At 71.2% G+C, this 23,261-nt stretch carries 21 protein-coding genes; 6 read left to right on the top strand and 15 right to left on the bottom strand.

The features are described from left to right. Positions 1 to 2 precede the first annotated feature (2 nt). The 7 genes from OHV05_RS26865 to OHV05_RS26835 all read right to left on the bottom strand — a co-directional run bounded on the left by OHV05_RS26865 (position 3) and on the right by OHV05_RS26835 (position 8,664). Positions 3 to 893 (bottom strand): peptidoglycan-binding protein, encoded by an 891-nt coding sequence (locus tag OHV05_RS26865; protein WP_405019929.1) that lies wholly within the window; start codon positions 891 to 893, stop codon positions 3 to 5. An 884-nt stretch (positions 894 to 1,777) separates the two neighbouring features. Continuing rightward, entirely contained in the window at positions 1,778 to 3,715 is a 1,938-nt protein-coding gene (locus OHV05_RS26860) for a BTAD domain-containing putative transcriptional regulator (RefSeq protein ID WP_405019928.1), read from the bottom strand. Between the two features lie 285 nt (positions 3,716 to 4,000). Next, the gene (locus OHV05_RS26855; RefSeq protein ID WP_405019927.1) at positions 4,001 to 4,993 is read right to left on the bottom strand and encodes a CHAP domain-containing protein; all 993 of its coding nucleotides are present in this window, start codon (positions 4,991 to 4,993) and stop codon (positions 4,001 to 4,003) included. A gap of 273 nt (positions 4,994 to 5,266) precedes the next feature. Beyond that, on the bottom strand, positions 5,267 to 5,683 hold the full coding sequence (locus OHV05_RS26850; RefSeq protein ID WP_403043738.1) for an acetyltransferase: 417 nt from the start codon (positions 5,681 to 5,683) through the stop codon (positions 5,267 to 5,269). 158 nt (positions 5,684 to 5,841) lie between these two features. Next, positions 5,842 to 6,300, bottom strand: a complete 459-nt coding sequence (locus tag OHV05_RS26845; RefSeq protein ID WP_405019926.1) for a hypothetical protein — start codon at positions 6,298 to 6,300, stop codon at positions 5,842 to 5,844. A 321-nt stretch (positions 6,301 to 6,621) separates the two neighbouring features. Continuing rightward, entirely contained in the window at positions 6,622 to 7,878 is a 1,257-nt protein-coding gene (locus tag OHV05_RS26840; protein ID WP_405019925.1) for a hypothetical protein, read from the bottom strand. Between the two features lie 279 nt (positions 7,879 to 8,157). Continuing rightward, on the bottom strand, positions 8,158 to 8,664 hold the full coding sequence (locus OHV05_RS26835) for a hypothetical protein (protein ID WP_405019924.1): 507 nt from the start codon (positions 8,662 to 8,664) through the stop codon (positions 8,158 to 8,160). Positions 8,665 to 8,981: 317 nt separating this feature from the next. Between OHV05_RS26835 and OHV05_RS26830 the strand changes: the two genes are divergently transcribed. Further along, positions 8,982 to 10,067, top strand: a complete 1,086-nt coding sequence (locus OHV05_RS26830; protein ID WP_405019923.1) for a polyprenyl synthetase family protein — start codon at positions 8,982 to 8,984, stop codon at positions 10,065 to 10,067. 48 nt (positions 10,068 to 10,115) lie between these two features. Here OHV05_RS26830 and OHV05_RS26825 read toward each other — a convergent pair whose 3' ends face one another. The 3 genes from OHV05_RS26825 to OHV05_RS26815 all read right to left on the bottom strand — a co-directional run bounded on the left by OHV05_RS26825 (position 10,116) and on the right by OHV05_RS26815 (position 12,138). Beyond that, complete coding sequence (locus OHV05_RS26825) at positions 10,116 to 10,994, bottom strand: hypothetical protein (RefSeq protein WP_405019922.1); 879 nt, start codon at positions 10,992 to 10,994, stop codon at positions 10,116 to 10,118. A 115-nt stretch (positions 10,995 to 11,109) separates the two neighbouring features. Then, positions 11,110 to 11,526 (bottom strand): hypothetical protein, encoded by a 417-nt coding sequence (locus OHV05_RS26820; RefSeq protein ID WP_405019921.1) that lies wholly within the window; start codon positions 11,524 to 11,526, stop codon positions 11,110 to 11,112. A gap of 201 nt (positions 11,527 to 11,727) precedes the next feature. Then, entirely contained in the window at positions 11,728 to 12,138 is a 411-nt protein-coding gene (locus tag OHV05_RS26815) for a spore-associated protein A (protein ID WP_405019920.1), read from the bottom strand. A gap of 531 nt (positions 12,139 to 12,669) precedes the next feature. Between OHV05_RS26815 and OHV05_RS26810 the strand changes: the two genes are divergently transcribed. The 3 genes from OHV05_RS26810 to OHV05_RS26800 all read left to right on the top strand — a co-directional run bounded on the left by OHV05_RS26810 (position 12,670) and on the right by OHV05_RS26800 (position 14,922). Then, on the top strand, positions 12,670 to 13,503 hold the full coding sequence (locus tag OHV05_RS26810; protein ID WP_405019919.1) for a hypothetical protein: 834 nt from the start codon (positions 12,670 to 12,672) through the stop codon (positions 13,501 to 13,503). A gap of 106 nt (positions 13,504 to 13,609) precedes the next feature. Beyond that, positions 13,610 to 14,002 (top strand): peptidase inhibitor family I36 protein, encoded by a 393-nt coding sequence (locus tag OHV05_RS26805; RefSeq protein ID WP_405019918.1) that lies wholly within the window; start codon positions 13,610 to 13,612, stop codon positions 14,000 to 14,002. Between the two features lie 239 nt (positions 14,003 to 14,241). Beyond that, positions 14,242 to 14,922 (top strand): hypothetical protein, encoded by a 681-nt coding sequence (locus OHV05_RS26800; protein ID WP_405019917.1) that lies wholly within the window; start codon positions 14,242 to 14,244, stop codon positions 14,920 to 14,922. A 40-nt stretch (positions 14,923 to 14,962) separates the two neighbouring features. Here the strand turns inward: OHV05_RS26800 and OHV05_RS26795 are convergent, their stop codons facing one another. Next, complete coding sequence (locus OHV05_RS26795; protein WP_405019916.1) at positions 14,963 to 15,772, bottom strand: hypothetical protein; 810 nt, start codon at positions 15,770 to 15,772, stop codon at positions 14,963 to 14,965. 254 nt (positions 15,773 to 16,026) lie between these two features. On the opposite strand from OHV05_RS26795, the gene OHV05_RS26790 reads away from it, so the two are divergent. Beyond that, on the top strand, positions 16,027 to 17,247 hold the full coding sequence (locus OHV05_RS26790) for an MFS transporter (protein ID WP_405019915.1): 1,221 nt from the start codon (positions 16,027 to 16,029) through the stop codon (positions 17,245 to 17,247). A gap of 114 nt (positions 17,248 to 17,361) precedes the next feature. On the opposite strand, the gene OHV05_RS26785 is transcribed toward OHV05_RS26790, so the two are convergent. Then, positions 17,362 to 19,437 (bottom strand): bifunctional polysaccharide deacetylase/glycosyltransferase family 2 protein, encoded by a 2,076-nt coding sequence (locus OHV05_RS26785; protein ID WP_405021552.1) that lies wholly within the window; start codon positions 19,435 to 19,437, stop codon positions 17,362 to 17,364. 106 nt (positions 19,438 to 19,543) lie between these two features. Continuing rightward, positions 19,544 to 19,924 (bottom strand): hypothetical protein, encoded by a 381-nt coding sequence (locus OHV05_RS26780; protein ID WP_405019914.1) that lies wholly within the window; start codon positions 19,922 to 19,924, stop codon positions 19,544 to 19,546. Positions 19,925 to 20,311: 387 nt separating this feature from the next. On the opposite strand from OHV05_RS26780, the gene OHV05_RS26775 reads away from it, so the two are divergent. Beyond that, a complete protein-coding gene (locus OHV05_RS26775) occupies positions 20,312 to 21,280 on the top strand; it encodes a glycoside hydrolase family 16 protein (protein ID WP_405019913.1) in 969 nt (322 codons plus the stop codon). 6 nt (positions 21,281 to 21,286) lie between these two features. Here OHV05_RS26775 and OHV05_RS26770 read toward each other — a convergent pair whose 3' ends face one another. Together OHV05_RS26770 and OHV05_RS26765 are read right to left on the bottom strand one after the other, a co-directional pair. Beyond that, positions 21,287 to 22,444: a hypothetical protein gene (locus OHV05_RS26770; RefSeq protein WP_405019912.1), complete on the bottom strand. Its 1,158-nt coding sequence runs from the start codon at positions 22,442 to 22,444 to the stop codon at positions 21,287 to 21,289. A 76-nt stretch (positions 22,445 to 22,520) separates the two neighbouring features. Continuing rightward, positions 22,521 to 23,243, bottom strand: coding sequence for a 2-phosphosulfolactate phosphatase (locus tag OHV05_RS26765; RefSeq protein WP_405019911.1), 723 nt, complete (start codon positions 23,241 to 23,243; stop codon positions 22,521 to 22,523). Between the last annotated feature and the right edge of the window lie 18 nt (positions 23,244 to 23,261).

Here is a 23,261-nt window from a genome sequence, read left to right as displayed (position 1 = left end):
GGTCAGTGGGTGCGCTGGTACTCCTCCCAGGTCTGGATGGGGATGCGGGGGCCGTCGTCGGCAGCGTGGTTGGCCAGGCCGTTGAGGCCGAGGTAGTAGTCACCGACCTGGTTCTGGGCCTGGGTGGCCAGATCGGTGTCGCTGATCGCTGCGGCGTGGATGTGCCACGGCCAGTCGCCCTGGTTGGGGTTGCGGACCCAGGCGGCGAATCCGACCTGGCGCAGTGCCCGGGCGACGGCGGTGCGGGTGGTGCTGGACATCCCGTCGACGTTGACGTCCACGACGCCACCGCCGTCGTGGGTACCCGCCGAGGTGGGATCGCCGCCGGGGTTGTAGGAGCCCTGGTCCAGGGTGAGATGGAAGCCCAGCAGGCGTTCGGCTTCGGTGAGCATCGTCTGGGTGCGGGTGTCGACGGTGTATCCGTCGCGTTGCACCTTCGCGCCGGCCGCGATCTGGTGGGTGAGGGTGAACTTGCCCTGGCCGAGCGCGGTGAGGGAGGAGGAGCCCGGCAGTCCGTTGGCGTCCAGGCCGCTGTAGCCGAGGGAGCGCTGGAAGGCGGCGTAGGCGGTGATGGTGGTGGTGCCGAAGTACCCGTCCACCCAGCGGGCGTCGAGGAGGTTCCGGGCCTGCAGGGCTCGCTCGACGGCCAGGACCGAGTCCTTGGCCCCCGGGGTCAGCGTGCTGTCGGGGCGGCGGGGGTCGATCTGGGCGGCCAGGACGGTGGCTTCCATGTCCACCACGGGCAGCGCGGCTGCGACGGCCGCCGGCGCCTCGGTGCGGGACGACGGGGTTGCCGCGTGGGCCTGTACGGCGCTCAGCGCCAGACCGCTCAGGACGGCGACGGCCGTGAGCAGTCGGGTTGCGGTGGTGCGGGTCTTGATGGCGGATGCCATGTGGTGGTTCCTTCTGGTTCGGTGGAGGATCGGCCCTGGACTCGTCCCGCTGTCGGGCACCGGCGGGCGAGAGGTCTGATGGAGGGGTCCCGGCTGGAGCAGCGGGCAGCGCGCAGCGGCACCGCTGGTGGGTGCGGGCGTCGCTGACGTGGTTGCTGCGGAGAAGGGCGGCGCCTGCGCAGGCGCGCTCGCCGCTGCCCGGCGAAGCCGGGTGAGCGGTACGAATTCCGGTGACAGCTCGGGGACCGGTACTGCTCGATGGACACGGCCGGCTTCGCGGAATCCGCCGGACGGTCGGCAACAGTCGTCGTGGGGAACGCTGTTGGCGTTCAATGACGGCCCGTCACGGCCGTCGAGGTCGGCCTTGGCGCCGAAGATCGTGGCGGCGGCCGCGGGAGGGCGGGTGTCCCCAGCGCTGCGGTGGCCACCACGAGGAGCGGAGGGGAAGTGCGGATGGGCTTCGTGCGGATACAGGCGTGCATGCCCACGGTCCTCCATGAGCTGGGGCGGTGCGGCGGCCGGCTGGTCGCGAATCCACGGGAATCCTCCACGCGGCGCGTATCACGCCCGTCATTGGTCAGTAACTCAGCCGCTGACCAGGGATATGACGAAGCCTGAGGTTTCGCCGAGCCGTGAACCCCCTTGCGAGCGGACGGAGTTGTAGCTCGTACGCTCGGGGCGAGCCGCGATACCGGTCGGAGACGGCGGTGGTACGCGGAGTCGCCATGCTCGCGTGGGGGCGGCGATCCGACCTGCCCCTCCCGGGCAGAACCGTGCCGTCCGCGTCAAGGCCGGCAGCCTCTCCGGCACGCCAGCCCTGACCCACGCCGCCCGGTGTTCCACTGCTGAGCCGAGCCGACCTGGCGCGGCGGCCGGACGCCGCGTCAGACCTCGGTGGCCCAGCGCACACCCGGAGTCGGCGGCGTGGCCAGCCGTTCGGCGGCGGCGCGCCTGTCCTGCTGGGCCGGCACCGCCCCGCGCCGCAGGCCACCCTGCTCGCGGGCGAAAGCCCGCAACAGAGCCGGATAGCGGTACCGGCCGGGCGCGTCGGTGAGCAGCAGGTGTGCGTCGACGAGCCGTTCGAGCAAGTGCTCTGCGGCCGGCAGCGGAAGGTGCAGTGCCCGGGCCGCCTGCACGGTCGAGAGGGGGCCGTCCGTGGCCGTGGCGAGCAGCCGGAAGGCCCGGGCCGCGGCGGGCTCGAGTGCCCGGTAGCTGGGCTCGACACTGGCCCTGATGTCCAGGCTGCACACCCGCAGTTCGTTCAACAGCATCAGCTGGTCGGCCAGCCGGTCCGCGAGGTGCCGCATGCTCCAGCCAGGGCGCGCGCCCAGCCGGGCCGCGCAGATCCGCAGCGCCAGCGGAAGCCGTCCGCAGGCGGCGACCACCTGGGTGGCCGCCTGCGGATCGGCTGCCAACCGTGCGGTTCCGACCAGCCGCCGCAGGAGCAGCTCGGCCTCCGCCGCGGACAGCACGTCCAGTTCGAGCGGCAGTGCCCCGGCCAGGTCGGCGAGTCGGTAGCGGCTGGTGACCAGCGCCGCGCAGCCGGGGTCGCCGGGCAGCAGCGGGCGGACCTGGGCGCTGTCGCGGGCATCGTCCAGCACCACCAGGATCCGACGGCCGGTCAGCAGCGAACGGTAGAGCGAGATCCGGTCCTCCACTCCGACCGGCACCAGGTCGGCGGGAACGCCGAGCGCGATCAGGAAGGTCCGGAGCACGGCGGCGGGAAGCGCCTGGCTGTCGCCCGTCCCACCGAGCTCGGCGTGCAGTGTGCCGTCCGGGAACGCGGCCCGGGTGGCGTGCGCGACCTGGCCGGCCAGCGCGCTCTTGCCGACGCCGGGCTGGCCCGAGATCACGGCGGTGAACGGCGCCGTGCGGTCCACGCCGGTCAGCCGGCCGGTGAGCAGGGACGTCTCCCCTGCCCGGCCGGTGAAGTCGGGCAGCGCCGCGGGTAGCTGACATGGCGTCACAGCGAAACCCGGTCGACCGCCCGCGGTCCGGTCGGCTGCCGGGTGCCCGGCCGCGCCCGCTCCGGCCCCCGCGTCGGCTCCTGGGTCCGCTGCCGCGCCGGCGCTCGTGGAGTTGATGCGGACCGGCTCGGGGCGGGGCCGGGCCGGCCCGTCAAGGGCGGGGTCACCGCGCAGGACCCGCTGGTGGACCTCGCGCAGTTCACTGCCGGGCTCGACGCCGATCTCCTCGATCAGGGTCTGCCGCACCCGCTGGTAGACGGCCAGCGCCTCGCTCTGCCGCCCGCTGCGGTACAGCACCGTCATGAGCTGGGCCCAGAGCAGCTCCCGCTCCGGGTACTCGGTGGTGAGTGCCTGCAGCTCGGCGGTGAGTGCCCGGACGTCGCCGCCCAGCCGCAGCTGCGCCTCCAGCCTCGCCTCCACGGCGTCCAGGCGGGCTTCGGCCAGCCACCCGGCCTCCTTGCGGAGCAGCGCGTCCGAGGGGATGTCGGCCAGCGCGGGCCCGCGCCACAGCTGGAGGGCGGTGTCCAGCCGGGTGGCGGCGCCCTCGAAGTCCTGTCGGCGCAGCGCGGCGATGCCCTCGTCGCGCAGGACGGTGAACCTCTGGAGGTCGAACTCCTGCGCGTCGACGTCGATCCGGTAGCCGCCGGCGGTGGTCTCGATCCGCTCACCCGCAGCGCCGAGCGCCTTGCGCAGCCGCATCACGTAGTTGCGCAGGGCGGCGGCGGCACTCCTGGGCGGGTGCTCGTCCCAGATGGCCTCCGTCAGGAACTGCGCCGACGTCGGTTGCCCGTGCCGGATCAGGAGCGCTGCGAGCAGCGCCCGCTGCCTGCCGCTGGGGACGGTGCGGGTCTGCACTCCGTCACTGACCACAAGGGGCCCCAGGATCCCGAATTCCACTCGCCTGTTCTCCTGCGCCGTCGGTGTTCCGAACGGTGCGCCCGGGCTTGCCGGGCGCACCGTGCTGACGGACGAGATCTAAGGCGACGGTTGGTTGCCAGGTGGCGTCGAGCCGGTGATGGGCGGTCAATCCCGTACAAGCGCCCGGCGTTCCGCTGTCCTGACAGAGTCCGTACAACGCCCTGACAACGTCCGAACGGACCGTTGAACAGCCGGACAACGGGCCGACCACACGAGCAGGGGTCAGCCGCAGTGGCTCCAGCCGCTGGTCCACGAGGTGCCCGCGTAGGAGCCGCCCCACTGCACGCAGACGTTCGCCGCCCCGAGGATGACCGGGCCGGCGTAGTACGTGAAGTTGCCCGGATTACCGGCCGAGGAGCCACCCTGCGCGGCCAGTGTCGCGTCCATCGCCACCTTGCCGCCCGGGTCGGTGGCCACGGTGGTGACGCAGTTCCGAGCGGTGGAGCCGTTGTACAGCAGGTAGACGACCGCGCCGCCGAGGGCGTGCGAGTCGATCACCTTGAAGCCGGTGCCGCAGATCGCGGTCGGGGTGTTCGGGTTGGTGCTGCCGGTGGTCGTGGGGGTGGTGTAGCCGACGATGGTGTAGCCGTCCGCGGTGTCCACGTTGCCGGGTACGCTGCCCACGCTCTTCTGGCCGGCGGAGAGCGTGATGGCGGCCACCCGGGAGCTGACCGCGAAGTCGGCCATCGAGCCGGTGCCCGGGGTGCCTCCCCAGTCGCCGTTGGCGGTGGTGATCGAACCGTCGGCGTTGACGGAGGTCACGATGGCGACGTGATGGATTTCGGTGTCGTTCACACTGCCGTAGACGACCGCGTCACCGGGCTGCGGCTGGTAGGAGGCCGAGGTGTGCAGGGTGCCGTTGTCCCGGCCGTAGGCGTAGAAGCTGGCAGCATCGGCATCCAACCCACCGGTGGAGAAGCCGGAGTTCTGCCAGACCCACTGCACGAAGTCGGCGCACCAGTACTCGGGACCTCCCGACCCCCCGCCGGAGCAGCTGGTCTCGAACTGCGCGCCACCGAGGCTGTTGTGGGTCGGGCTGTTCGCGCAGGTGCCGGCCGTCTTGTCGAGGTTGGCGGCGGCGAGCGCAGCGGCGCCCGTGCCCGTGGCGGCGGAGGCGGTGGTGACGTTGGCGAGGTTCAGCAGAGCGAACACCACGGTTGCGACCGTGGCGCCGGCTATCCGCCGGACCAGGCCCGGAAGGTGACGGTGGTTCACCATTCTCCTCGGGAGGGAAGGACAGGACATGGCGCGGCGCGGCCGGCGATGCCGTCCGGCAGCCGGCCACGCCGCGCAGGACATTCTTCGCGCGCGCTGTAACTTCTCCGTCGCACCCGGCGGGCCGGACCAGGCCCTGGTACTCCGCTGAGACCTCTCCAGGTGCCCTGGTCAGCGGCATCGGGCGGAGTGGAACGCCGAAGCCCCGCCACCGGGCCGGATCGCTGTGGGGGCGCGATCCGGGTCCGGTGGCGGGGCCGTCGTCGGCGGGGGTCAGCCGCAGTGGCTCCAGGGGCTCTCGTACGAGCTCTGGTCGTTGTCGCTGAACCAGCCGTTCCACTTGACGCACTTGCCTGCGGCGTAGGCGTAGACCGGGCCGGCGTAGGACCCGTAGTAGCCGGTGTCGGACTTCTGGGCGCTGCCCTCGACGGTGAGGCCGGCCGACATGTGCACCGGGGTGCCCGCGTTCCCGCGGACGGTGACCACGCAGTTGTAGCCGTTGGAGCTGTTGTAGGTCAGGTAGACCCACACGTCGCGGTTGATGAGCTGTTCGGAGTCGACGACCTTGTAGCCGGGGCCGCAGACCTCCGCCGGCGAGGCGGCGAGCGCCGAGGCCTCGGGCGCGGTCATCACGGTGGCGGCTCCGGCCATCGCGAGGGCGCCGAGGACGGAGACGAGCTTCTTGCGCACGGAAAAAACCTCTCTTGCGCCGAACACCAGTGGTTCGACACGGTCGGAAATGCGGATCTGCCGGGCTCCGGTGGGCCGGCGGGAGGCGGGCCCACCGGAGCCCGGACGGGACCTCGGGGGCGTTCCGCGGCCCGTCGAGGGGGCGGGACGCGGGGCTCTCAGCAGCCCCGGGTCCCGCTCGACACGGAGTACTCGTGGCCGGCCCAGTTGACGTAGCCGTAGGCGTAGACGCAGTGGTTCGCCGTGCCGGTCACGCCGACCGGTCCGGCGTTGTACGCGTACGACCCCTTGTCGATGCGCGACGAGACGTCGACGGTGCAGCCGCCGCCCGTACCGGACTTCTGCAGGCACCGGTAGATCTCGATGCTGGTCGTCGCCGAGACGCCGTAGGACGCCCCTCGGTGGTAGAAGCAGGCGCTGTTGGTGCCGCCGTTGCCGCTGTTGTAGTAGATGACCAACTCGCCGATGACACCGCCGTTGTGCGAGACGCTCTGGTCGTACGTGACGGTGCCGGAGCAGGAGGTGGCGGCCTGCGCGGTGGAGGACGCGAACAGGCTGACGCCAGCGAGCAGCGCCACGCCGGCGAACGCCGCGAGGACTCGGCGGAGGACGTGCATACGGAACCCTGTCTGAGGCGGATCATCGATGGTCGATCGAACGTCGACCATGCTGGCGCAGCCGCGTAACGCCGCCGTATCGCACGAGGGCCCCGTACCCGTCTCGCCGCGGTCCCCCGGGGAGCGGCTGCTGCGGGTCGGCCCGACGGGCCGACCGCGCAGGGCTCGGACGGAGCCCGAGGCACCCGTCCACGCCCAGCCGCCGCGCCGACCCGGCGGCCCCACTCCCTGCTGCCCTTCGCGGTCGAGCAGCCCACGGACCCTGCTGGATGCCGCGGGCCGTGGTCACGCGATTCCCCAGGTCCTGGCTGTGTGAGGGGTCTAGGAGGGGTAGCGGCAGGCGGTCCGTTCGGCCGTGCTCCGGTCGCCCTCGCCCAGCGAGAGTGGCCGTGCCTGGGTGGGGGTCGCAGGGGGGAGGGTCAGCGCGTCCAGCACATCGGTGGGGCCGTCCCCGCCCAGGCAGGCGACGGCGACCAGCTGGATCGGGCTCTGATCGGCCGTCGGCTTCGCGATCCGCCAGGGGAGTACGAACCCGTCGGCGCCGACGCCGATCAGGCCGAGCTGGTGCCAGCGCGGCACGGGCACGGCTTGGCCGCTGTCGGAGAAGTACCCGGCGAACCCGACGATGCCGAGGTAGGAACCGCTGGCGCGCAGTTCCACGGTCTCGGGATCGGCGGGCCGTGGCGCGACCGCCAGGGAGATCGACGAGGGAGCCGGGAACTCACCCGGGCAGCGGTCCGGCCTCAACTCCCACGGCGGATTGCCGTGCACCACCGCCGACGAGACCAGCCCGCCGCTGCCCAGTTTGAACCAGCGCACATCGGGAGTCCCGCCCGTCACGTCCAACTCGGCGTCACCGATGCAGAAGCCGACGAACTGGACCGTGCACCCGGGCGGGATCTGGTCGATCACCGGTGCGCTGCGGCTGGCGCTGCTGCGGACCCGGGTGCTCCCGCTGTAGGTCAGGCCCTGGAACGTCGTTCCGCCGGCCGGGGCGGCCGGACAGCCGGATCCGGAGACCGTGTGGGTGTCGCCGGACCCGCGCTTGAGACCCACGAGCAGGCCGGTCAGCACCAGCACCAGGGCGACGGCCATGGCGGGCAGCCACGCCCGCGACCGCCACAGGCGCCGATGCGGTGCTCCCGGCTCCTCGCCGTCGACCGGCTCGGGCTCGAAGCCCGGTTTCCGGAACGTGTCCACCACCGGGGCGTGGTTCTCGGCGTCCGCCTCTGTCGGCTCGATCACCTCCGAGACGGTCAGCGCGGCCTGGACACCCGACTGCCGGGCCCGCACGTCGGCTCCGGCACTGCCGGCGAGCCGCCGGTCGAGTGCGTACCAGCGCTTCTCCCAGAGCTTGACGTCGCCACCGCAGGCGCCGACGTACGCCAGCGTCACGTCCAGGGTGGGCCTGCGCACGCCGCCGGCGGCGTCGCTCAGCGTCGTGGCGCTGAAGCCCGCGGTTCCTGCGAGTGCCCGGTAGGTCGGGTTCCCGGCCGCTTGCCGCAGACACCTCAACTCGTAGGCGAACGCCTGCAGTGGGCCGTCATCGGGGTCGAGTGGTCGTGGCCTAGGGGGCATCGGACTCCCCTTCGCCGCCCATGGTCGGTACGGACATCCCCGGAACCCCTTCAGCTCTGTTGCCGTCAGCCGTGACCGGTCTCGCTGCTGCGAACCCGTCGGCCCCACTGCTGACCTGCAGCAATGTGTAACGCGCACCAGATGACTGATCATCAGATTGTTGCACAGGGGGTGGATGTGCTGAAGACCGGGAACGCATGGGGGCGCCGCCCCGGGACCAGAGGTGTCCCGGGGCGGCGCCCTGTGGGTGTCGCGGAGGTGTCCGGCCGATACGGCCGATCAGGTCCAGCAGTAGTTGAGGTTGCCGGTCCCCTGGGAGGTACCGGTGGACCAGGTGGCAGTGCCGCTGGTGTTGAGGAAGACCAGGTTGCCGTCGTTCCGGAGCTCGGCGTGGCCGCCGGGCGCCGGGTTGAGCGCGCCCAGGGTGCAGACGATGCCGCCGGAGGAGTTGAGGAGCTTGACGTATCCGGACCGCGACCAGTCGACCCGCACGACGCCGTCGCCCTTGGTCCCCGAAGCCCAGACCGGGTAGCTGTCGGCTCCGGTGAACTTGTAGAGCACCAGGTTGCCGTCGGACTGGAAGACCAACTGCGACATGCCGTTGTCCGCCCCCACGCTGGCACCGGCGGTCCAGTCGGACTGGGAGAGCGTGAAGTTCGCGACGAAGGCGGCGGCCGACGCGGTGGTGGCGGTCAGACCGATCGCGCTGGCGATCGCCGTGCCGACGAAGGCGGCGCGCACAAGGCGCCTGCGGGCCGTGGAGCGACCGGACTTGCTGGGTGTCACGAGGGTCCTTCCGAAAGGCGGCCGCGCAACGGCGTGGCGCGGCGGAGGTTGTGGGTGTCGCGATGCTTCGGGTCGATCACCTTGCCGTCGGGCCGGCACATCAGCCTCGCGTCGGCAGAGCTCCGGCCCGGAATCGGCGGCACCGGTCCACTTCGGAACCAACCTAGGAAGGGCGCGTATCAGCCGGATAACCCCGCTGTCACACCACCACGGGCCCGGTGTCGAGCCCGACAGGAACGCTGGACCTCGTCCCCCGGAGACGGCCCAGGAGTTGGCGCTCCCGGCGGGGTGGGTGGAAGTCTGGGCCGGTGGACCACATGATCACTGCCGCCCTGCGGCGCGCGGCCGAGCACCGGCGCCGGTTCGACGCCCGCTTCGCGGCGTACTTCGACACCCTGACCGACCCTGCGGGCGGAGCCCTCGACGGGCCACAGCACGGACGGTTCCCCGCGCGCGCACTCGACCTGCTGCGCGACATGTCACTGCGCGGCGGCAAACGCCTCCGGGTAGCGGTTCTCCACGAGGCCGCCGCACTGATCACCGACCAACCGGTGCCGGGCCTGGAGGAGGCCGCCATCAGCCTCGAACTGCTCCAGACCCACGGCTTGATCCACGACGACATCATCGACGGCTCGGCCGTGCGCCGTGGCGCACCGTCAGTCCCGCACACCTACCGCGCCGAGTACCCGGACCGGCCCGACACCGCCCTGGGCCTGGCCGTCCTCGCGGGCGACCTGGCCGCCTTCCTGTCGCTGCGCGTCCTGGTCACCTCCGACCTGCCACCCGGCCTCGCCGCAGCCATGGTCGCCGAGCAGGCCGACGTCGGCGCCACCACCGTCATCGGCCAGTTCCTCGACCTGGAACGCGACTTCGGCCCCGTCCCCGACCTCGACTTCCTGCACGCGGTCACCGAGTTCAAGACCACCCGCTACTCCATCCTGGCCCCGCTGCGCCTCGGGCTGCTCACCGCCGACGTCGACCCGGCACCGTACGACCGCGAACTGCGCCGCTACTCCAGCGCGTTGGGGATCGCCAACATGCTCCGCGACGACTGGCTCGACCTGTTCGGCGACCCTGCCGTGGTCGGCAAGTCCCTCGGTTCCGACCTCCGCGCAGGCCGCCGCAGCTACGTCGTCCGCGCCCTGCTGGCCGCCGACACCGACGAGTCCGAGCGCAGGATCCTGGACGCTGCCCTGGGCGACCCGCAGGGCGACGACGACACGCTCGACCGCGTGCGCTCCATCGCACGGCGGCACGGCATCGACCGTGCAGTGCAGGCCGACGCCCACTGCTACGCGCGTGAGGCATCCACCGTGGCAGGCTCCTGGCGCACCCGCTGGCGCGCGGACGCCGTGACCTTCTTCGAGCACATGCCGACCTGGACCGCAGAGCGCGACCACTGAACGTGCATCGACTGGTTCGGCCGGGCTTCGCGGTGTCGGGAGCATTGCTCAGTTCCCGAGGCGTCCGATCACCTCGCGTGCGATGCCGACCTTGCGCTTCTGGAAGGAGCTCAGCCTGTTCAGGGCCGAGGATTTCTCCGCGATCATGCGCGTCTGGATCTCCGCCTCGACGGCACCCCACCTCTGCAGCAGATCTGCCTCGGTCTTGCAGTCCATGTCAGCCAGGGCCACGGCCTTCTCGCGCTCCGTCGGCTCCGCGGTGTCGAACGCCCGATCCCCCACGGAGGCCATGGGGTCCTGGTACCGGTAGCCCTGGCGTTCCATGCAGGTCGACCACGTCCGGAAGGCGGCCACGACCGTCGCGTCCTGCCGGGACTGCTTGAAGCTCTCCTTGTCGATGGCCGCCGCGGCGGCGATGTCGGACTCAGGACGCGGTCCGCCGTCCAGCCGGGCCTCGGCATCCCCGTAGCAGCCGCCGGGTGGAATCGGGCGGCCGTCGGGGCTCGTCGACTGCGGCACTCCCGCACGAGTCGCTCCGAACAGGATCGCTTCCTGCGCCTCGGTGGGCCGCTTGCCGGCGGCTGCCCCGCCGGCCGGCGACGGGAGGTGGTAGCCGAGGTCGCGGGCGACCCCGCGGTCCGATATCCCGTAGCGCCTGGAGGATTCGGCAACCAGCGGCGGGTGCTCCGGAATCCGGTAGTCCAGACCGAAGCCTCCCAGGCACTCGTTGGTCAGGAGGACCTTGGCCCGGTCGACCGCGCTGGACTCCTCGGCCGTGAGAGCGAACCTCTCGACCGGCAGGGAAACGCCGCCCGAGGGCACGGCCGAGGGACGAACGTCCACGCTCCGACCGCCGGGCTCACCGCCGGTCCGGTCCTTGGTTGCCGAACAGGCGGCCGTCGCCATGAGCGCGGCCGCGACAAACACGAGAGCGCGTGATGCCCCGGTCGGCAAGCCCTGTCTCCGCACAGTCATCCACTTCTCTCCACAAGGAACATGGCGGCCGCGTGGGTCCGCGGCCGCCACGAATTCATGGCTCCGATCAACCGAAGTTGACGCAGCCCTGGTTGACCGGAACGTTCCGGAAGTACACCGACGCGTTCTCGTTGTACGTGTTCGAGAGCTGCCAGGCGACCGGGTACTCGGTCCTGTGGAACTTGTCGCAGGGGCCGGCGTAGCCGCTGTTGAAGTAAATCGTCACGCTGGCGTCGATACCCCAGACCCGGGCCTTCGCCGAGGCTGCGTTGTTCTTCAGGCTCTTCCCCTGCCCGGCACCATCGCTCTGGAAGGTGTACCCCGCCAGGTCGTACACGCCCTCGCCACCGTTGGGGGTGCCGGACTCGATGGTCGTGTGCGAGCCGCCGTAGCCGGTGTTGTAGTAGAGGACCAGGCACTGGGCGTCACAGTCACCGACGTTGTACGAGCCGGTCGAGATTCCCGCGCTCGCCGGAGAGGCCATGGCAAGGGTACCGACAACGGCTGAAGCCGCTATTGACGCAGCGACAAGTGCCTTACGGGCAAAGAGCATTGACTTCCCCATTTTCTTGATCATTTTTGGGTGGCCCGAGCGTACCCAGTGGCGACGTGTGCCATCCACCGGGGCGGCCAAGGCCGTTCGGCATAATTCGGAACAGAACTTCTCCGAGCAGGCCCGCAACGGTCAGCCGCAGTGGACGTTCTCGCGGTAGACGTAAACGGTCTCTATCTCGCCGCCCCAGTCGATGCAGGTGCCGGCCGCGGAGACGTACACCGGCCCCGCGTAGGTGGTGAACTGGCCGTAGTTGCCGATCCAGTCCGGCGAGCCGGACACCCGGACCAGTGCGTTCATGTACACCCGGGCGCCCGGGTTGTCCCGCACGTTCACGACGCAGTTCTTGCCGGTGGACCGGCTGTAGGTGAGGTAGATGGTCCCGTGGTCGCCGACCTCCAGGGCGTCGACAACGGTGTAGCCGCTTCCGCAGGCGCCGTTGTAGACGGCGGCCTCGGCCGAGCCGGGTACGAGGACCACTCCGGCCAAGGCGGCGGTCGCGACCGCGACGGCGGTGGTGGCACGGTGGACGAGCTGGCGCATGAGAACTCCTCGCACGGGGCCGCGTCCGTGCGGCGCCCGGGCTCGGGCGGCGGCGCGACCTGCGCCGCGACGCTAATTGGCCATGATCGCGTGCAGGTATCGCGGGGGTATCGCGTACCCGCACCGGCAATCCGGCCGCCCCGCCCCGAGCCCGGGCTGACGCCAAGTCACTTGAGGGTATGTAGGAACGGGCATCTTGCACGAACGGCGGCCTGGCAAGGGCGGCCGGCGCCGCCGGGTATCGCGGGGATGAGACCACTGCGATACCTCCGCGCACCACGATGGCGTCACAGGCCGAGGGCTCACCCGACGGCCCATGCCAACGGACCGGAAGAGGACGCAGGACGAGATGCGGAAGATGTGCAAGCACCTGGCCATGAGTGCAACGGTGACCGCGACCGAGGCCGTCGGCGTATGAGTTCCGCCGTGCAGCAGCGATTGACCGGCAAAGGTGTGGGAGTCGGCCTGGCCGGGCTCATCTTCCTTTCCCTGGCGGGCTGTTCGCCGTCCGGGGGCCCAGCCGCCGAGGCGGTGCCGACCACGCAGGCCCCGTCCGCGCAGGCCCCGTCCGCACTCCCGGCGAGTGCCGATCCGCATCTTCCGATCGAGACGTACCTCTTCTCCGACGCGGAGACGGAGAAGCTGGCCAGGGCGGGAGCCGTGCTGCGCAAGGCGTGCCTGCAGCGGTTCGGTCTCGACTACGACACCAGCCCCGCCGGCCCGCCGACCGGACCGCGCACGTTCATGGACCGCCGGTACGGCGTGACGGACCAGGCCGAGGCGGCGGCCAACGGCTACCACCTCGGCGACCGCGACCCGCGCACCCACCCGGTCCACCCGCCGCAGTTCTCCCCCGAGCAGCAGCAGGTGCTCACCGGACACCTCCCGGGGAAGACCGGTGCGGACGACACGAAGCTTCAGGTCAACGGGGTTCCGGTACCCCCCGGAGGCTGTTACGACGAGGCGAAGCGGAGCCTGGCCGGCTCGGCGGACCTGGGCCCGGGCAACGTGGCCCAGCAGGCCGACTTCCAGACCTTCAAGGCCAGTCTGTCGGTGCCGCAGGTCACCCAGGCATTCGAGGCGTGGTCCGGCTGCATGAAGGACAAGGGCTACTCCTACCCCAACCCGATGGATGCCATCAGCGACCGCCGCTTCCTGGGGGACTCCCCCACGCCGCTGGAACTCCAGGTGGCGACGGCAGACGTGACCTGCAAGCAGCAAGTGGATCTGATCGACACCTGGTTCGCGGTCGAGACTTCCTTGCAGAAGGAACTGATCGCACGGCAGCAAGCCGACTTCACGGCGGCGTTCGCGGCGAAGACCGAGCAACTCGCCAAGGCCGACGCCGTGCTGCGCGATCAGTGAAGTAGTGGGCCGGCACTTTTTCACGTCCGGGCGGGCCCACCAATCCCCAGGCAGAACAAGGGGATTGCCTACGCCTGGAACGTCCACCAAGAGAGGACCCAAAGAAATGAAGCGTACCCTCAAGCTCACCGCAGCAGCCCTGGGCGCTGCCCTGCTCGTCCCCATCCTCGCCACCACCGCGCAGGCCGACGCGAGCGACTGCGAGGAAAGCACCTTCTGTTTCTTCTACAACTCGAACGAGCAGGGCTCCCACACCGCACTGCGAGTGCGGGACGTGCCCGACCTTGCCGGGTACACCTTCGCCAGCCCCGGCAACGGCCAGGGGCAGCACCTCAAGAACAACGCCGCCTCGGCTGTCTCCAACGTGTGCATGACGGTCACGGTGTTCTACAACTCCAACTACGGCGGCCCGCGCGACGCGTTCAACTACCGCAATTCCGGGAACCTGGTCAACACGTACAACGAGAACGCCTCGGTGATATTCGCCAAGGACTGCTGAGCCTCACCCACCTGGCACCCGGGCCCCGGTACGCGCTCTCGCGCACCGGGGCCCGGCTTTGGCAAACTGACGGTGCGACCGCGCCTGTCGGCCAACTTACCTGCTGCTGAACGGAGTCGAAGCCGTCCTGCCAGGCGACACAGGCGCCCGCGGTTGCGGCTCGGACGAGCGGACGGCGGGTGAGGTTGTTGGTCCGGGTCTCTGTCCGGGGGTGTGGGGCGGGCGTACGGTGTGCGGTTGTGGATGACGGGGTGGGCAGGATCGTTTTCGGGTTGCCGGCTGAGTGGCGTCTTCGGGCGGTGCTGGTCTCTGTGGGCAACGGTGTGCTCGCGGCCGGGTTGGCGGCGGGATTCTTCGTGGGGCATCGGGGTGTTGCGGCGCTGATCTCCGGGCTGTTCGTGCTGCTGAGCTGGCCGATGCCGCTGCTCGGTGTGGTGGCGGTCGGTTTCGGCGCGGCCGCCCTGTGGACCCGGGACCGCAGGCGCCTGCGCGCCACGGCGCTGGCCGTGCCGGCGTTGGTGTTCTGCCCGGCCTGGCTCGGCTACCAACTGCTCATCGGCGCACCGCTGTTCGGCCCCGGCGGGTCGGAGCTCAGTACCCTCGATGTGGGCGAGTGCTACAACCGCACCACCGACCCGGACTACCGGACCAGCCCCCGGGTGTTGCCGGTGCCCTGCACGGGACCGTACGAGGGCCAGGTCTACGCGACGTTCCAACTGACCGGGAGCAGCAACTCCCCCGGCTCGGCCGCGCTGCACCGCCAGGCGGACGAGCTGTGCGCGAAATGGCGTGCCGACCACCGCCAGTGGCTCGGCACGCCGGTCACGGGGGTGCCGTCGGACAGGCGCTGGTCGACGGACGGGAAGCGCAGGGCCACCTGCGCCGTCGAATGGCTGCACCGGGAAGTGGTGGGGCCGTAGGCCGAACGGACCACGGTGCCGTCCCGGCTTCGCGGGCGGCTCAAGTCGCCGGGCGGACACTGTCGGTGCCGGTGCGCAGTCGGCGCAGGGTCCAGTCGGGGTGGCGGGTGCAGGCGGTGGAGAGTTCGGCGGCGCGGCGGTAGGAGAGGCGGGCGCGGCCGGTGTGGGGGCAGCGGTCGGGGGCTGGGGTGTTGGCGGGGGCGCGGCGGTCGGTGAGGAAGAGCGGTCCTGCGGTGCGGCCGACGAGGTGGAGAGGGAGAAGGCGAGCGGTGCCGGCTTGCCACCGGAGGTCGGCACCGGCGGAGGGGCGGGTCCGACGGTGGATCAGGTCGAGGTCGTCGGCGTCGAGGGCGAGGACCGTTTCGATGGGCGCGTGGCTTTCGTGGAGCAGGTGCCAGAGGGTCTGTTCGCGGAGCGGGGCGCGGATGGCGAAGAGGGTTCGCAGGTCCTCGGGGGTGAGGGGACCGGAGCCGGACGCGGGGAGCGGGAGGGGGCGCAGGTCGGTGGTGGGGTCGGTGTCGATCCAACCCTGGGTGCGCCACCAGGTGACGGCCGCGCGCAGGATGGAGAGTTCCCGGTTGAGCGTGCGGGGATCGGCGTCGGCTGCGCGGCGGGCGACGGCGCCCCGGAAGCGTCCGGCGGCGTCCGGGTGGTCGAGCAGCGCGAGCGGGAGGACGGGGGGCCGCGCGCGGCGCCGGTCAGGGCCGACGGGGGCACTGCGGTCGGCGAGCGCCCAGGCCCAGGTGGCGAGGGCGATCCGGTAGACGCGCAGGGACCCGGTGCTCAGGTGCGAGGCCGCGAGATACCGCTCGACGGCGACTGCGTACTCGACGGGCTGCGTGCTCGACATGGGGCCTTCTTTCCGCAGTAAATTCGACCGGGATCACCTGCGAAGAATAGCGTTGAAGCGCAGTAAATAGCAGGCCACATAGGGGGTATGGCGCCATTTACTGCGACAGTTGGCCGTCGGGAAGAATTGAGCATGGAAGACTCAATCTTTCCGCCGAAAGCCCTTCCGCCAGGCCGTCCGACGGAGGCAGACTGCCGCCCATGGCAGTGGATGCGCATCGCGCACCCGAGCCCGGTGAGGCGGCGTCGACAAGGTTGACGGACCGTCTGGCCGTGCTGGGCGAGCGCGATTTCAGGTGGTTCTTCGTCGGTTACGCGACTTCGCTCCTCGGCTCCTCGATGGCACCGGTGGCGGTGGCCTTCGCGGTTCTGGGCGCCGGTGGCGGTGGTAGCGGGCTCGGCTGGGTCATGTCGGCCCGGATCCTGCCGATCGTGCTGGTCCTGTTGGCCGGCGGGGTGATCGCGGATCGGCTGGGCGGCCGACGGGTGATGCTGGCCGCGGACGTGCTGCGCTGCGGCGTACAGGCCGTGTTCGCCGCAGCGCTGCTGTGGGGGCACGCGTCGGTCTGGGTGATGGTTGCGCTGGTCGCCCTCTGGGGGCTCGGCGAGGGGGTGTCGATGCCCGCGATGGGATCACTGGTGCCCGCGATGGTTCGAGCGGGTCCCCGGCTCGCGGACGCCAACACCCTTGTGGGGCTGGCTCGTTCGCTGGCCATGGTGGCCGGTCCGGCGACCGCGGGGGTGGTCACGGCGGTGTACGGCCCGGCCACGGTGCTGCTGGTCGATGCCGTCACGTACGGCATCGGGGCATTCTCGCTGGCCCGGTTGTCGCTGCCACCGCAGGAGCGGAAGCGGAGTGACGGGTCGATGCTCACCGATCTGCACGAGGGATGGTCGGAGTTCCGCTCGCGCCCCTGGCTGTGGATCACGACCGTGCACATGGGACTGTTCAACCTCCTCGTCTGGGCGCCGTTCCTGGTGCTCGGCCCGCTGACCGCACAACGGGGACTCGGCGGGGCGCGCGGCTGGGGGCTGGTGATGGCGGTGTACGGGGCCGGGGCGGTCCTGGGCGGCCTGCTGATGCTCGGGCGGCGTCCGGGCCGGCCACTGGCGGTGGCGACGGTGGCGACGCTCGGCTGGACGCTTCCTTCAGCCGCCCTGGCGGCACAGGCATCGGTGCTGCCGGTGGCCGGGGCGGCCCTGGTGGCGGGGGCCGGATCGGCGGTCTGCGGCACGTTGTACAGCACCACGCTGCAGCGCTGGGTACCGGCGGAAACCCTCGCCAGGGTCAGCGCGTTCGGCGGCCTGGGCGCGTTCGTACTCGGGCCCCTCGGGCTGGCGGCGTCCGGGCCGCTGGCGGACCAGGTCGGCACGGCGGGTGTGCTGGGCTTCGGCGCGCTGTGGCAACTGGTCGCCGGTGCGGTGGTACTGGCGGTCCCGGCGGTTCGGCGGAGGCGCTGGGACCAGGAGCCGTGAGCCTGCCCCTGTCGGTGAGCCCGGTCGCTCCGGCCACGCTCACGGCCACCCCGGTCCTGGCCGTCACCACTCAGGCGCGTACGCCCTCGGTGCGGCCAGGATCCGGGGGAACGGTCACGCCTCCACCGGCGCGGAGACCTCGCCGGTGCGCCGGAGCTTCTGCCAGCGCAGTCGGCCGCCGGTCAGCGCGGTGATGGCGGACTGCAGCAGGACGATGTACATCAGCTGCCGGTAGACCAGTTGCTGGGTCGGCAGGCTGATCAGGTGCCAGGGCTTCTCGTGGTCGAGCCGGAAGGCGTACCAGGACAGCACGCCCTGGACCGCCAGGAAGCCGCCGAAGCTGGTGAGGGTCAGCCCGGCGTCCGCGAACAGCACGCCGTAGATCAGGAAGATGTCGACCAGCGGGGCCAGCAGCGGGGCGACCACGCCGAACAGCACGACGAGCGGCAGGCCGCGACGGCCGAACCGCCCGGCCGGCCCACGGGCGACGACGGTGCGGCGGTGCTTCCACATCGCCTGCATCGAGCCGTAGCTCCAGCGGTACCGCTGGGACCAGAGCTGCTGGAGGCTGGCGGGGGCCTCCGTCCAGGCGCGGGCGCGCTCGGCGTAGACGATCCGCCAGCCTTCGCTGAGCACCGCCATGGTGATGTCGGTGTCCTCGGCGAGGGTGTCGTCGCTCATCCCGCCGACGGCGTCCAGGGCCTCCTTGCGGAAGGCGCCGACCGCGCCGGGGATGGTCGGGATGATGCCGAGCATGTCGTACATCCGGCGGTCCAGGTTGTGGCCGAGGACGTACTCGATGTGCTGCCAGGCCCCGATCAGGGTGTCGCGGTTGCCGACCTTGGCGTTGCCGGAGACCGCGCCGATCGCCGGGTCGCCGAAGGGCTGGACCAGTTCGCGCACGGTGGACGGCTCGAAGACGGTGTCGCCGTCCATCATCACGACGATGTCGTGCGAGGCCGCCGCGATGCCGACGTTGAGGGCACTGGACTTGCCGCCGTTGACCTTGCGGATCAGCCGGACGAACGGGAGGTTCATCTCCTCGACGATGTCCGCGGTGCCGTCCGAGGAGCCGTCGTCGATGACGATGACCTCGATCGGGTAGTCGCTGGCGGCCAGCGAGTTGAGGGTGTTGGCGATGCACTCGCGCTCGTTGTAGGCCGGCACGAGCACGGTGACCGGACGGGTGACGGGCTCGCCCCAGAGGTCCTGCCGCCGGGAGCGGCGGGCGTGGATCGGCGCGAGGACCAGCATCAGCGCGAACCGGCCGAAGTTCAGGAAGCCGACCACGGCCAACAGCCCGATCAGCACCGGCAGGGTGTGCAGGGACAGCTGGGTGGCCCAGATGTAGCCCTTGCCCGCCCACAGCTGGAAGCCGCTCACCGGCGTGGTGGCACTGCCGGCGCCGAGCGCCTCGGAGATGGTGGTGAAGCGGTAGCCGTCGGCCTGCAGCTTGTCGATGAGCACGCCGAGCGCCTGAACGGTCTGGGAGCGGTCGCCACCGGCGTCGTGCAGCAGGATCAGCTCGCCCGCGCCGGGGATGGCCGGCACCGCCTCGTTGACGATGGCGTCCACCCCCGGACGCTTCCAGTCGTCGGTGTCGTGGTCGATGAATGCGGTGACGTAGCCGCGGGCACCCAGGTACTGGATCACCGGGTAGCTCCAGTCGTCCAGGGCGGCCGAGTTGGAGGAGTACGGCGGGCGGAACAGCGAGCTGTGCACCCCGGCGACACCGGCCAGCGCCAGCTGGGTCTGGGCCATCTCCCAGCTGATCCGGGCGTGCGACTGGAAGGCGAAGTCGGGGTGGGTGAAGCTGTGCAGGCCGATCTCGTGGCCGTCCGCCACGATCCTCCGGATCAGATCCGGGTGACGGGCGGTCATGGCGCCGGTCACGAAGAAGTCGGCGCGGACCTTGCGGGACTCGAGGATCTCCAGGATCTGCGGGGTCCACTCGTCCGAGGGGCCGTCGTCGAAGCTCAGGACCACGGTGCGGTCCGGGATGCTGTAGCTCACCGGGTGGTCGTTGTTGCTGCCGCGCGCGTCGATGATCGGGCCGCCCGTGAGCAGGTTCTCCGGCACGATCGTCTTGTCGGCCGAGTCGGCGACCCGGGTGTCGTGGAACACCTCGTTGGTCGCCAGTCCGCGCAGGACCAGGAGCGCGAGCAGGCACGCCAGCAGGGACAGTGGCATGAAGAAGCGCAACGGAGGCGCGGCCAGTCGGCGCGGCCTGCGCGGGGACTGCCGGCGGCGCTGATGGCGGGACAATGGCGCTCCTGGAGATGGGTGGTGCGGCGGTTCAGGGGTGCTTGGTCGACTGGCCCGAAGGCGTCGCGCCACGCGGCGCGGTGGTCGTCGGCTTCGACGTGGTCTTCGTCGAGGGGGTCGCGGAGCGCGGCGGCGTCTTGGACGGCGCCGACGGTGAAGGTGACGGGGTGGGCGACGGAACCGGTGACGGCGACGCCTCGGGGGTGGGTGACTGTGCGGGCGACTGCACGGGTATCCCCATCGCCGGGGCGTCCGCCTGCATGCCGACCAGGCTGCTGGCCATGACGACCGCCAGGAGTGCGCCGACCACCGAGACCGGCCAGCCGAAGCCCCGCAGCAGCCGACCGCGCAGACCCGACCGGGACACGAACACCGGTGCCGGAGCGGCCTCTTCCAGACTTGATTCGTGCACGTCAGGCACCGGTGGGTACGCCGATCCGGGTTCGATGGGGGTGGTGACTGGGCGCACCTTGCGACGCCTTTCAGGCAGGGTACGTAGACCGCGTGAGCGTAGAGCGAACGCTAGTGCACCACCTGGATCGAATTGGGTTCGATGGGGGGATTTGGCCTGATCTGGCGAGGGGTTGTAATCGGATCGCAACGCCGGTGGGCGGGTACCGGAAAGTAGGCATGCGTGCCGTTGACCTCGGACTCCGCCCCTCCGGATGCGGCGGGACGCGTGCCGGACGGACGCACGCCGAAGGCGCCTGCGGGCCGGAGGGGTCTGCGGGCCCCCGTTAGGATGACCCCCTCATCCGATCAGTGCGCAGGTGTGATCGGTACGCCCCGAGGAGCCCGCGTGAGTCAGCCCCGCCGCACCCGTCGTCACCGCGCGTGGAGCGTGCTGACCCTCCCGGTCCTGCTGGGCGTGCTCGCCGCCTGTTCGAGCGGTCCGGCGGCCGGTGGCGGCGACGGCCCCGCCGCGACGGCGAAGAGCGGGTCCGCGACCAGCGCCTCGCCGACCCCGACCGGCCCGCCGGGGACCCTGTTCGACAGCTTCCGCTACACCGGTCCCACCGACCCCGCGCTCACCGCGCACGGCTGGGAGATCCGCACCGGCGAGGGCGGCCCCGGGATCAAGGACTCCTGGTCCGACTCCGGCGCGAGCTTCCCCGCCGACACCACCGCCCAGGGCGGCCGGACCCTGCAGCTGCAGGCGTCCACCGACGGCACCCAGAAGGGCACCAAGCAGGTCGAGATCCAGAGCACCGGCAGCAAGCTCTTCAACGGCACCTTCGCCGCCCGGGTCTACCTCAGCGACAAGCCGGCCGGCGGCAAGAACGGCGACCACGTCGTCCAGTCCTACTTCCCGATCTCCCCCGCGGACGACTCGGCGAACTACAGCGAGCTCGACTACGAGTACATGCCGAACGGCGGCTGGGGCACGCCGGGTCCGCAGCTCGACACCACCAGCTGGTTCAAGGCCGATCCGGCGGACCGGGTGACCAAGCCGCACAAGCAGCACTTCGAGGGCTGGCACATCATGATGGTCACCGCCGTGGACGGGAAGGCCACCTACTCCATCGACGGCAAGGAGCTGTTCACCAGCACCGGCAAGTACGTGCCGCGCGAGAAGATGGACGTCCACTTCAGCAACTGGTTCGTCGACCTGCTGCCGTCCCTCGGCGGACAGCGGACCTGGAACCTGAAGATCAACTGGTTCTACTACAAGGACGCCGCGGCCGTCTCCTACGCGGACGTCCAGAAGACCGTGGACGGCTTCTACGGCGCCGGCACCGACTTCGTGGACACCCTGCCGAAGCCGTGAGCCACGTCAGATGAGGCGGTCGCGGTGCCGGGCCGCGGTGGCGCGGACCAGGGCGGCGAAGGCTTCGCGGCTGAGGTCCTGCCGCCGTTCGGCCCGCTGGTCGTCCGAGTCCGAGCCGGTCTGCTCGTCCCCCTCCTCGTCGTCCTCCTCATCGGATTCGACGTACTGGTCGTGCAGGAGCCAGCAGCCCTGGATGCCCGCGAGGAGGTCTTCGAGCAGGTCGCGGGCGGGTCGTTGGGGATCGAGCGGGGTGATCCGCAGGCCCGCCAGCTCCATCTCCTCCTCGTCGTCGCCGTACTCGGCGAGCATCTCCTGCGCCTCCTCCAGCTGCTCGCGGAAGGCGTCGGGGTCGGGCAGGATGCCGTCGGCGACGCGCATGGCGTGCCGAACCAGACCGGTGACCGCGTCGTAGGGGGAGGCGCCCTCGTCCAGAAGTTCCAGGACCAGCGTCGGTGTCTCGTGCGCCAACGACTCGATGTCGTCCGCCTCCTGGACGACCGCGGTCGGCGCGTGCCCGGAGACTCCCGAGGCGACCTCCGCCGCCGCCAGCAGCCAGTGCGCCGCCGCGACCGCCGCCGCCGTCGGGTCGACGTCGCAGAACAGCGCGGCCGGGCCGAACGGGTCCCGCTCCAGCAGGCGGTCGGCGGCCGCGACCTGCGCCGGGGAGGCGCCCTCGCGGCTGAGCAGCACCGCCTGCTGGGCCCGGCCGGTCAGGTCGCCGAGCTCGGCCGCCTCCACCGCCGCCAGCTCCAGTACGGTCTCGGCGCGGACCGCCTCGGTCAACTCCGGTACGCCCAGGGCGAGGAGGGCCCGACCGACCCGGTTGGCGTTCTCCACCAGCGGGCTGTAGGCGACCACCATCGAACCGCCCTGCGGGACGTTCGGATCCGCCACGGCATGGGCGACCTCGTCGAACGCCTTGCGCTCCTGCTCCCTGCGCCACCCCTCGCTGTTGGGCTCCAACGACTCGGTGGCGCTGGCGGGGTGGGTGTAGGTGTGCCAGGCCGCCGCCGACAACTGGGTGAGCACGCTGGCCAGTCGGGTGAGTGCCCCCGTATCGGTCCCGGCCGGGAGGACGGCGATACGGGTGGCCAGATCGCCGGTCCCGCTCCCCCAGGTGGCGATCAGTTCGAGTCGCGCAGGGTCGACGCAGTACCGGGTCATCAGGGGACCACCTCCAGGCTCCGCACCGTCATATCACCTGACACGGACTCCGGTTGGCCGGATCACCCGGACGGGCTCAGGAGGCCGGGCGGCCGGCCCGGGTCGCTGCGGCGGAATCCTCGGTCACCGGAGGGACCGTGCGTGGACGCAGGACCATCAGCGGGCCCTCCGAGGTCGCCACCATCGCGAAGGGGAACCGGTCGACCTCGAGGCAGAGCGCGACGTCGTCGGGGTGCACTCCCTCCCGCACCCCTTCCGCCAGTTCGGTGGCGGCCCGCGACCCGGCGGCGCGGCGGACGAAGCCGGCGGCGTCCGTCCCGTCTCCGGTGGCCCGCCGGGCGATGTACTGGGCGCACGCCAGATCCTCGTCGGCCTGCCCGTCCTCGCCGGTGACCACGAAGGTGACCGCGTCACTCCCGCGCAGGACCCGCGCCGTCGCCTCCGCCACCACGAAGCTTGCGCACAGCACCAGCGACGCGTCCTTGACCGCGAGCGCGCCGACCGTGCCCGCCGTGGTCTTCTGCACCACGGTCCGCCCGCCGAGGTCGACCGACCGCAGCAGGCCCGGCGAGTTGACCAGGTCGAACCCGGGGGCGGCCGGGCCGTCCTTGAGCGCCACCCAGTCCGGGTGCTGCTCCTTGAGCGCCAGGGCCTCGTCCAGCGACCCGGCGAGCACGATCTTCTCCGCGCCCTGGGCGAAGGCCCAGGCCGCCACGGTGAATGCCCGCATGACGTCGACCACCACCGCCACCGACGGGGCCTCGACCAGCTCGGGGATACCAACGAAGCGAGCGTCCATACCGATCATGATCGCGCA

The sequence above is a fragment of the Kitasatospora sp. NBC_00070 genome (assembly GCF_045041205.1).
GTDB lineage: Bacteria > Actinomycetota > Actinomycetes > Streptomycetales > Streptomycetaceae > Kitasatospora.
Note: the sequence above shows the minus strand (reverse complement) of the source record. Positions and strands in the feature narration are given on the sequence as shown.

Excerpts from the sequence above, each read along its gene's own strand:
- OHV05_RS26765 (WP_405019911.1), bottom strand. The coding sequence starts at position 23,243 with ATGGACGCTCGCTTCGTTGGTATCCCCGAGCTGGTCGAGGCCCCGTCG.
- OHV05_RS26820 (WP_405019921.1), bottom strand. The coding sequence starts at position 11,526 with ATGGCCTCTCCGGCGAGCGCGGGAATCTCGACCGGCTCGTACAACGTC.
- OHV05_RS26840 (WP_405019925.1), bottom strand. The coding sequence starts at position 7,878 with ATGCCCCCTAGGCCACGACCACTCGACCCCGATGACGGCCCACTGCAG.
- OHV05_RS26770 (WP_405019912.1), bottom strand. The coding sequence starts at position 22,444 with ATGACCCGGTACTGCGTCGACCCTGCGCGACTCGAACTGATCGCCACC.
- OHV05_RS26795 (WP_405019916.1), bottom strand. The coding sequence starts at position 15,772 with ATGTCGAGCACGCAGCCCGTCGAGTACGCAGTCGCCGTCGAGCGGTAT.
- OHV05_RS26830 (WP_405019923.1), top strand. The coding sequence starts at position 8,982 with ATGATCACTGCCGCCCTGCGGCGCGCGGCCGAGCACCGGCGCCGGTTC.
- OHV05_RS26865 (WP_405019929.1), bottom strand. The coding sequence starts at position 893 with ATGGCATCCGCCATCAAGACCCGCACCACCGCAACCCGACTGCTCACG.
- OHV05_RS26785 (WP_405021552.1), bottom strand. The coding sequence starts at position 19,437 with ATGCCACTGTCCCTGCTGGCGTGCCTGCTCGCGCTCCTGGTCCTGCGC.
- OHV05_RS26805 (WP_405019918.1), top strand. The coding sequence starts at position 13,610 with ATGAAGCGTACCCTCAAGCTCACCGCAGCAGCCCTGGGCGCTGCCCTG.
- OHV05_RS26815 (WP_405019920.1), bottom strand. The coding sequence starts at position 12,138 with ATGCGCCAGCTCGTCCACCGTGCCACCACCGCCGTCGCGGTCGCGACC.
- OHV05_RS26845 (WP_405019926.1), bottom strand. The coding sequence starts at position 6,300 with ATGCACGTCCTCCGCCGAGTCCTCGCGGCGTTCGCCGGCGTGGCGCTG.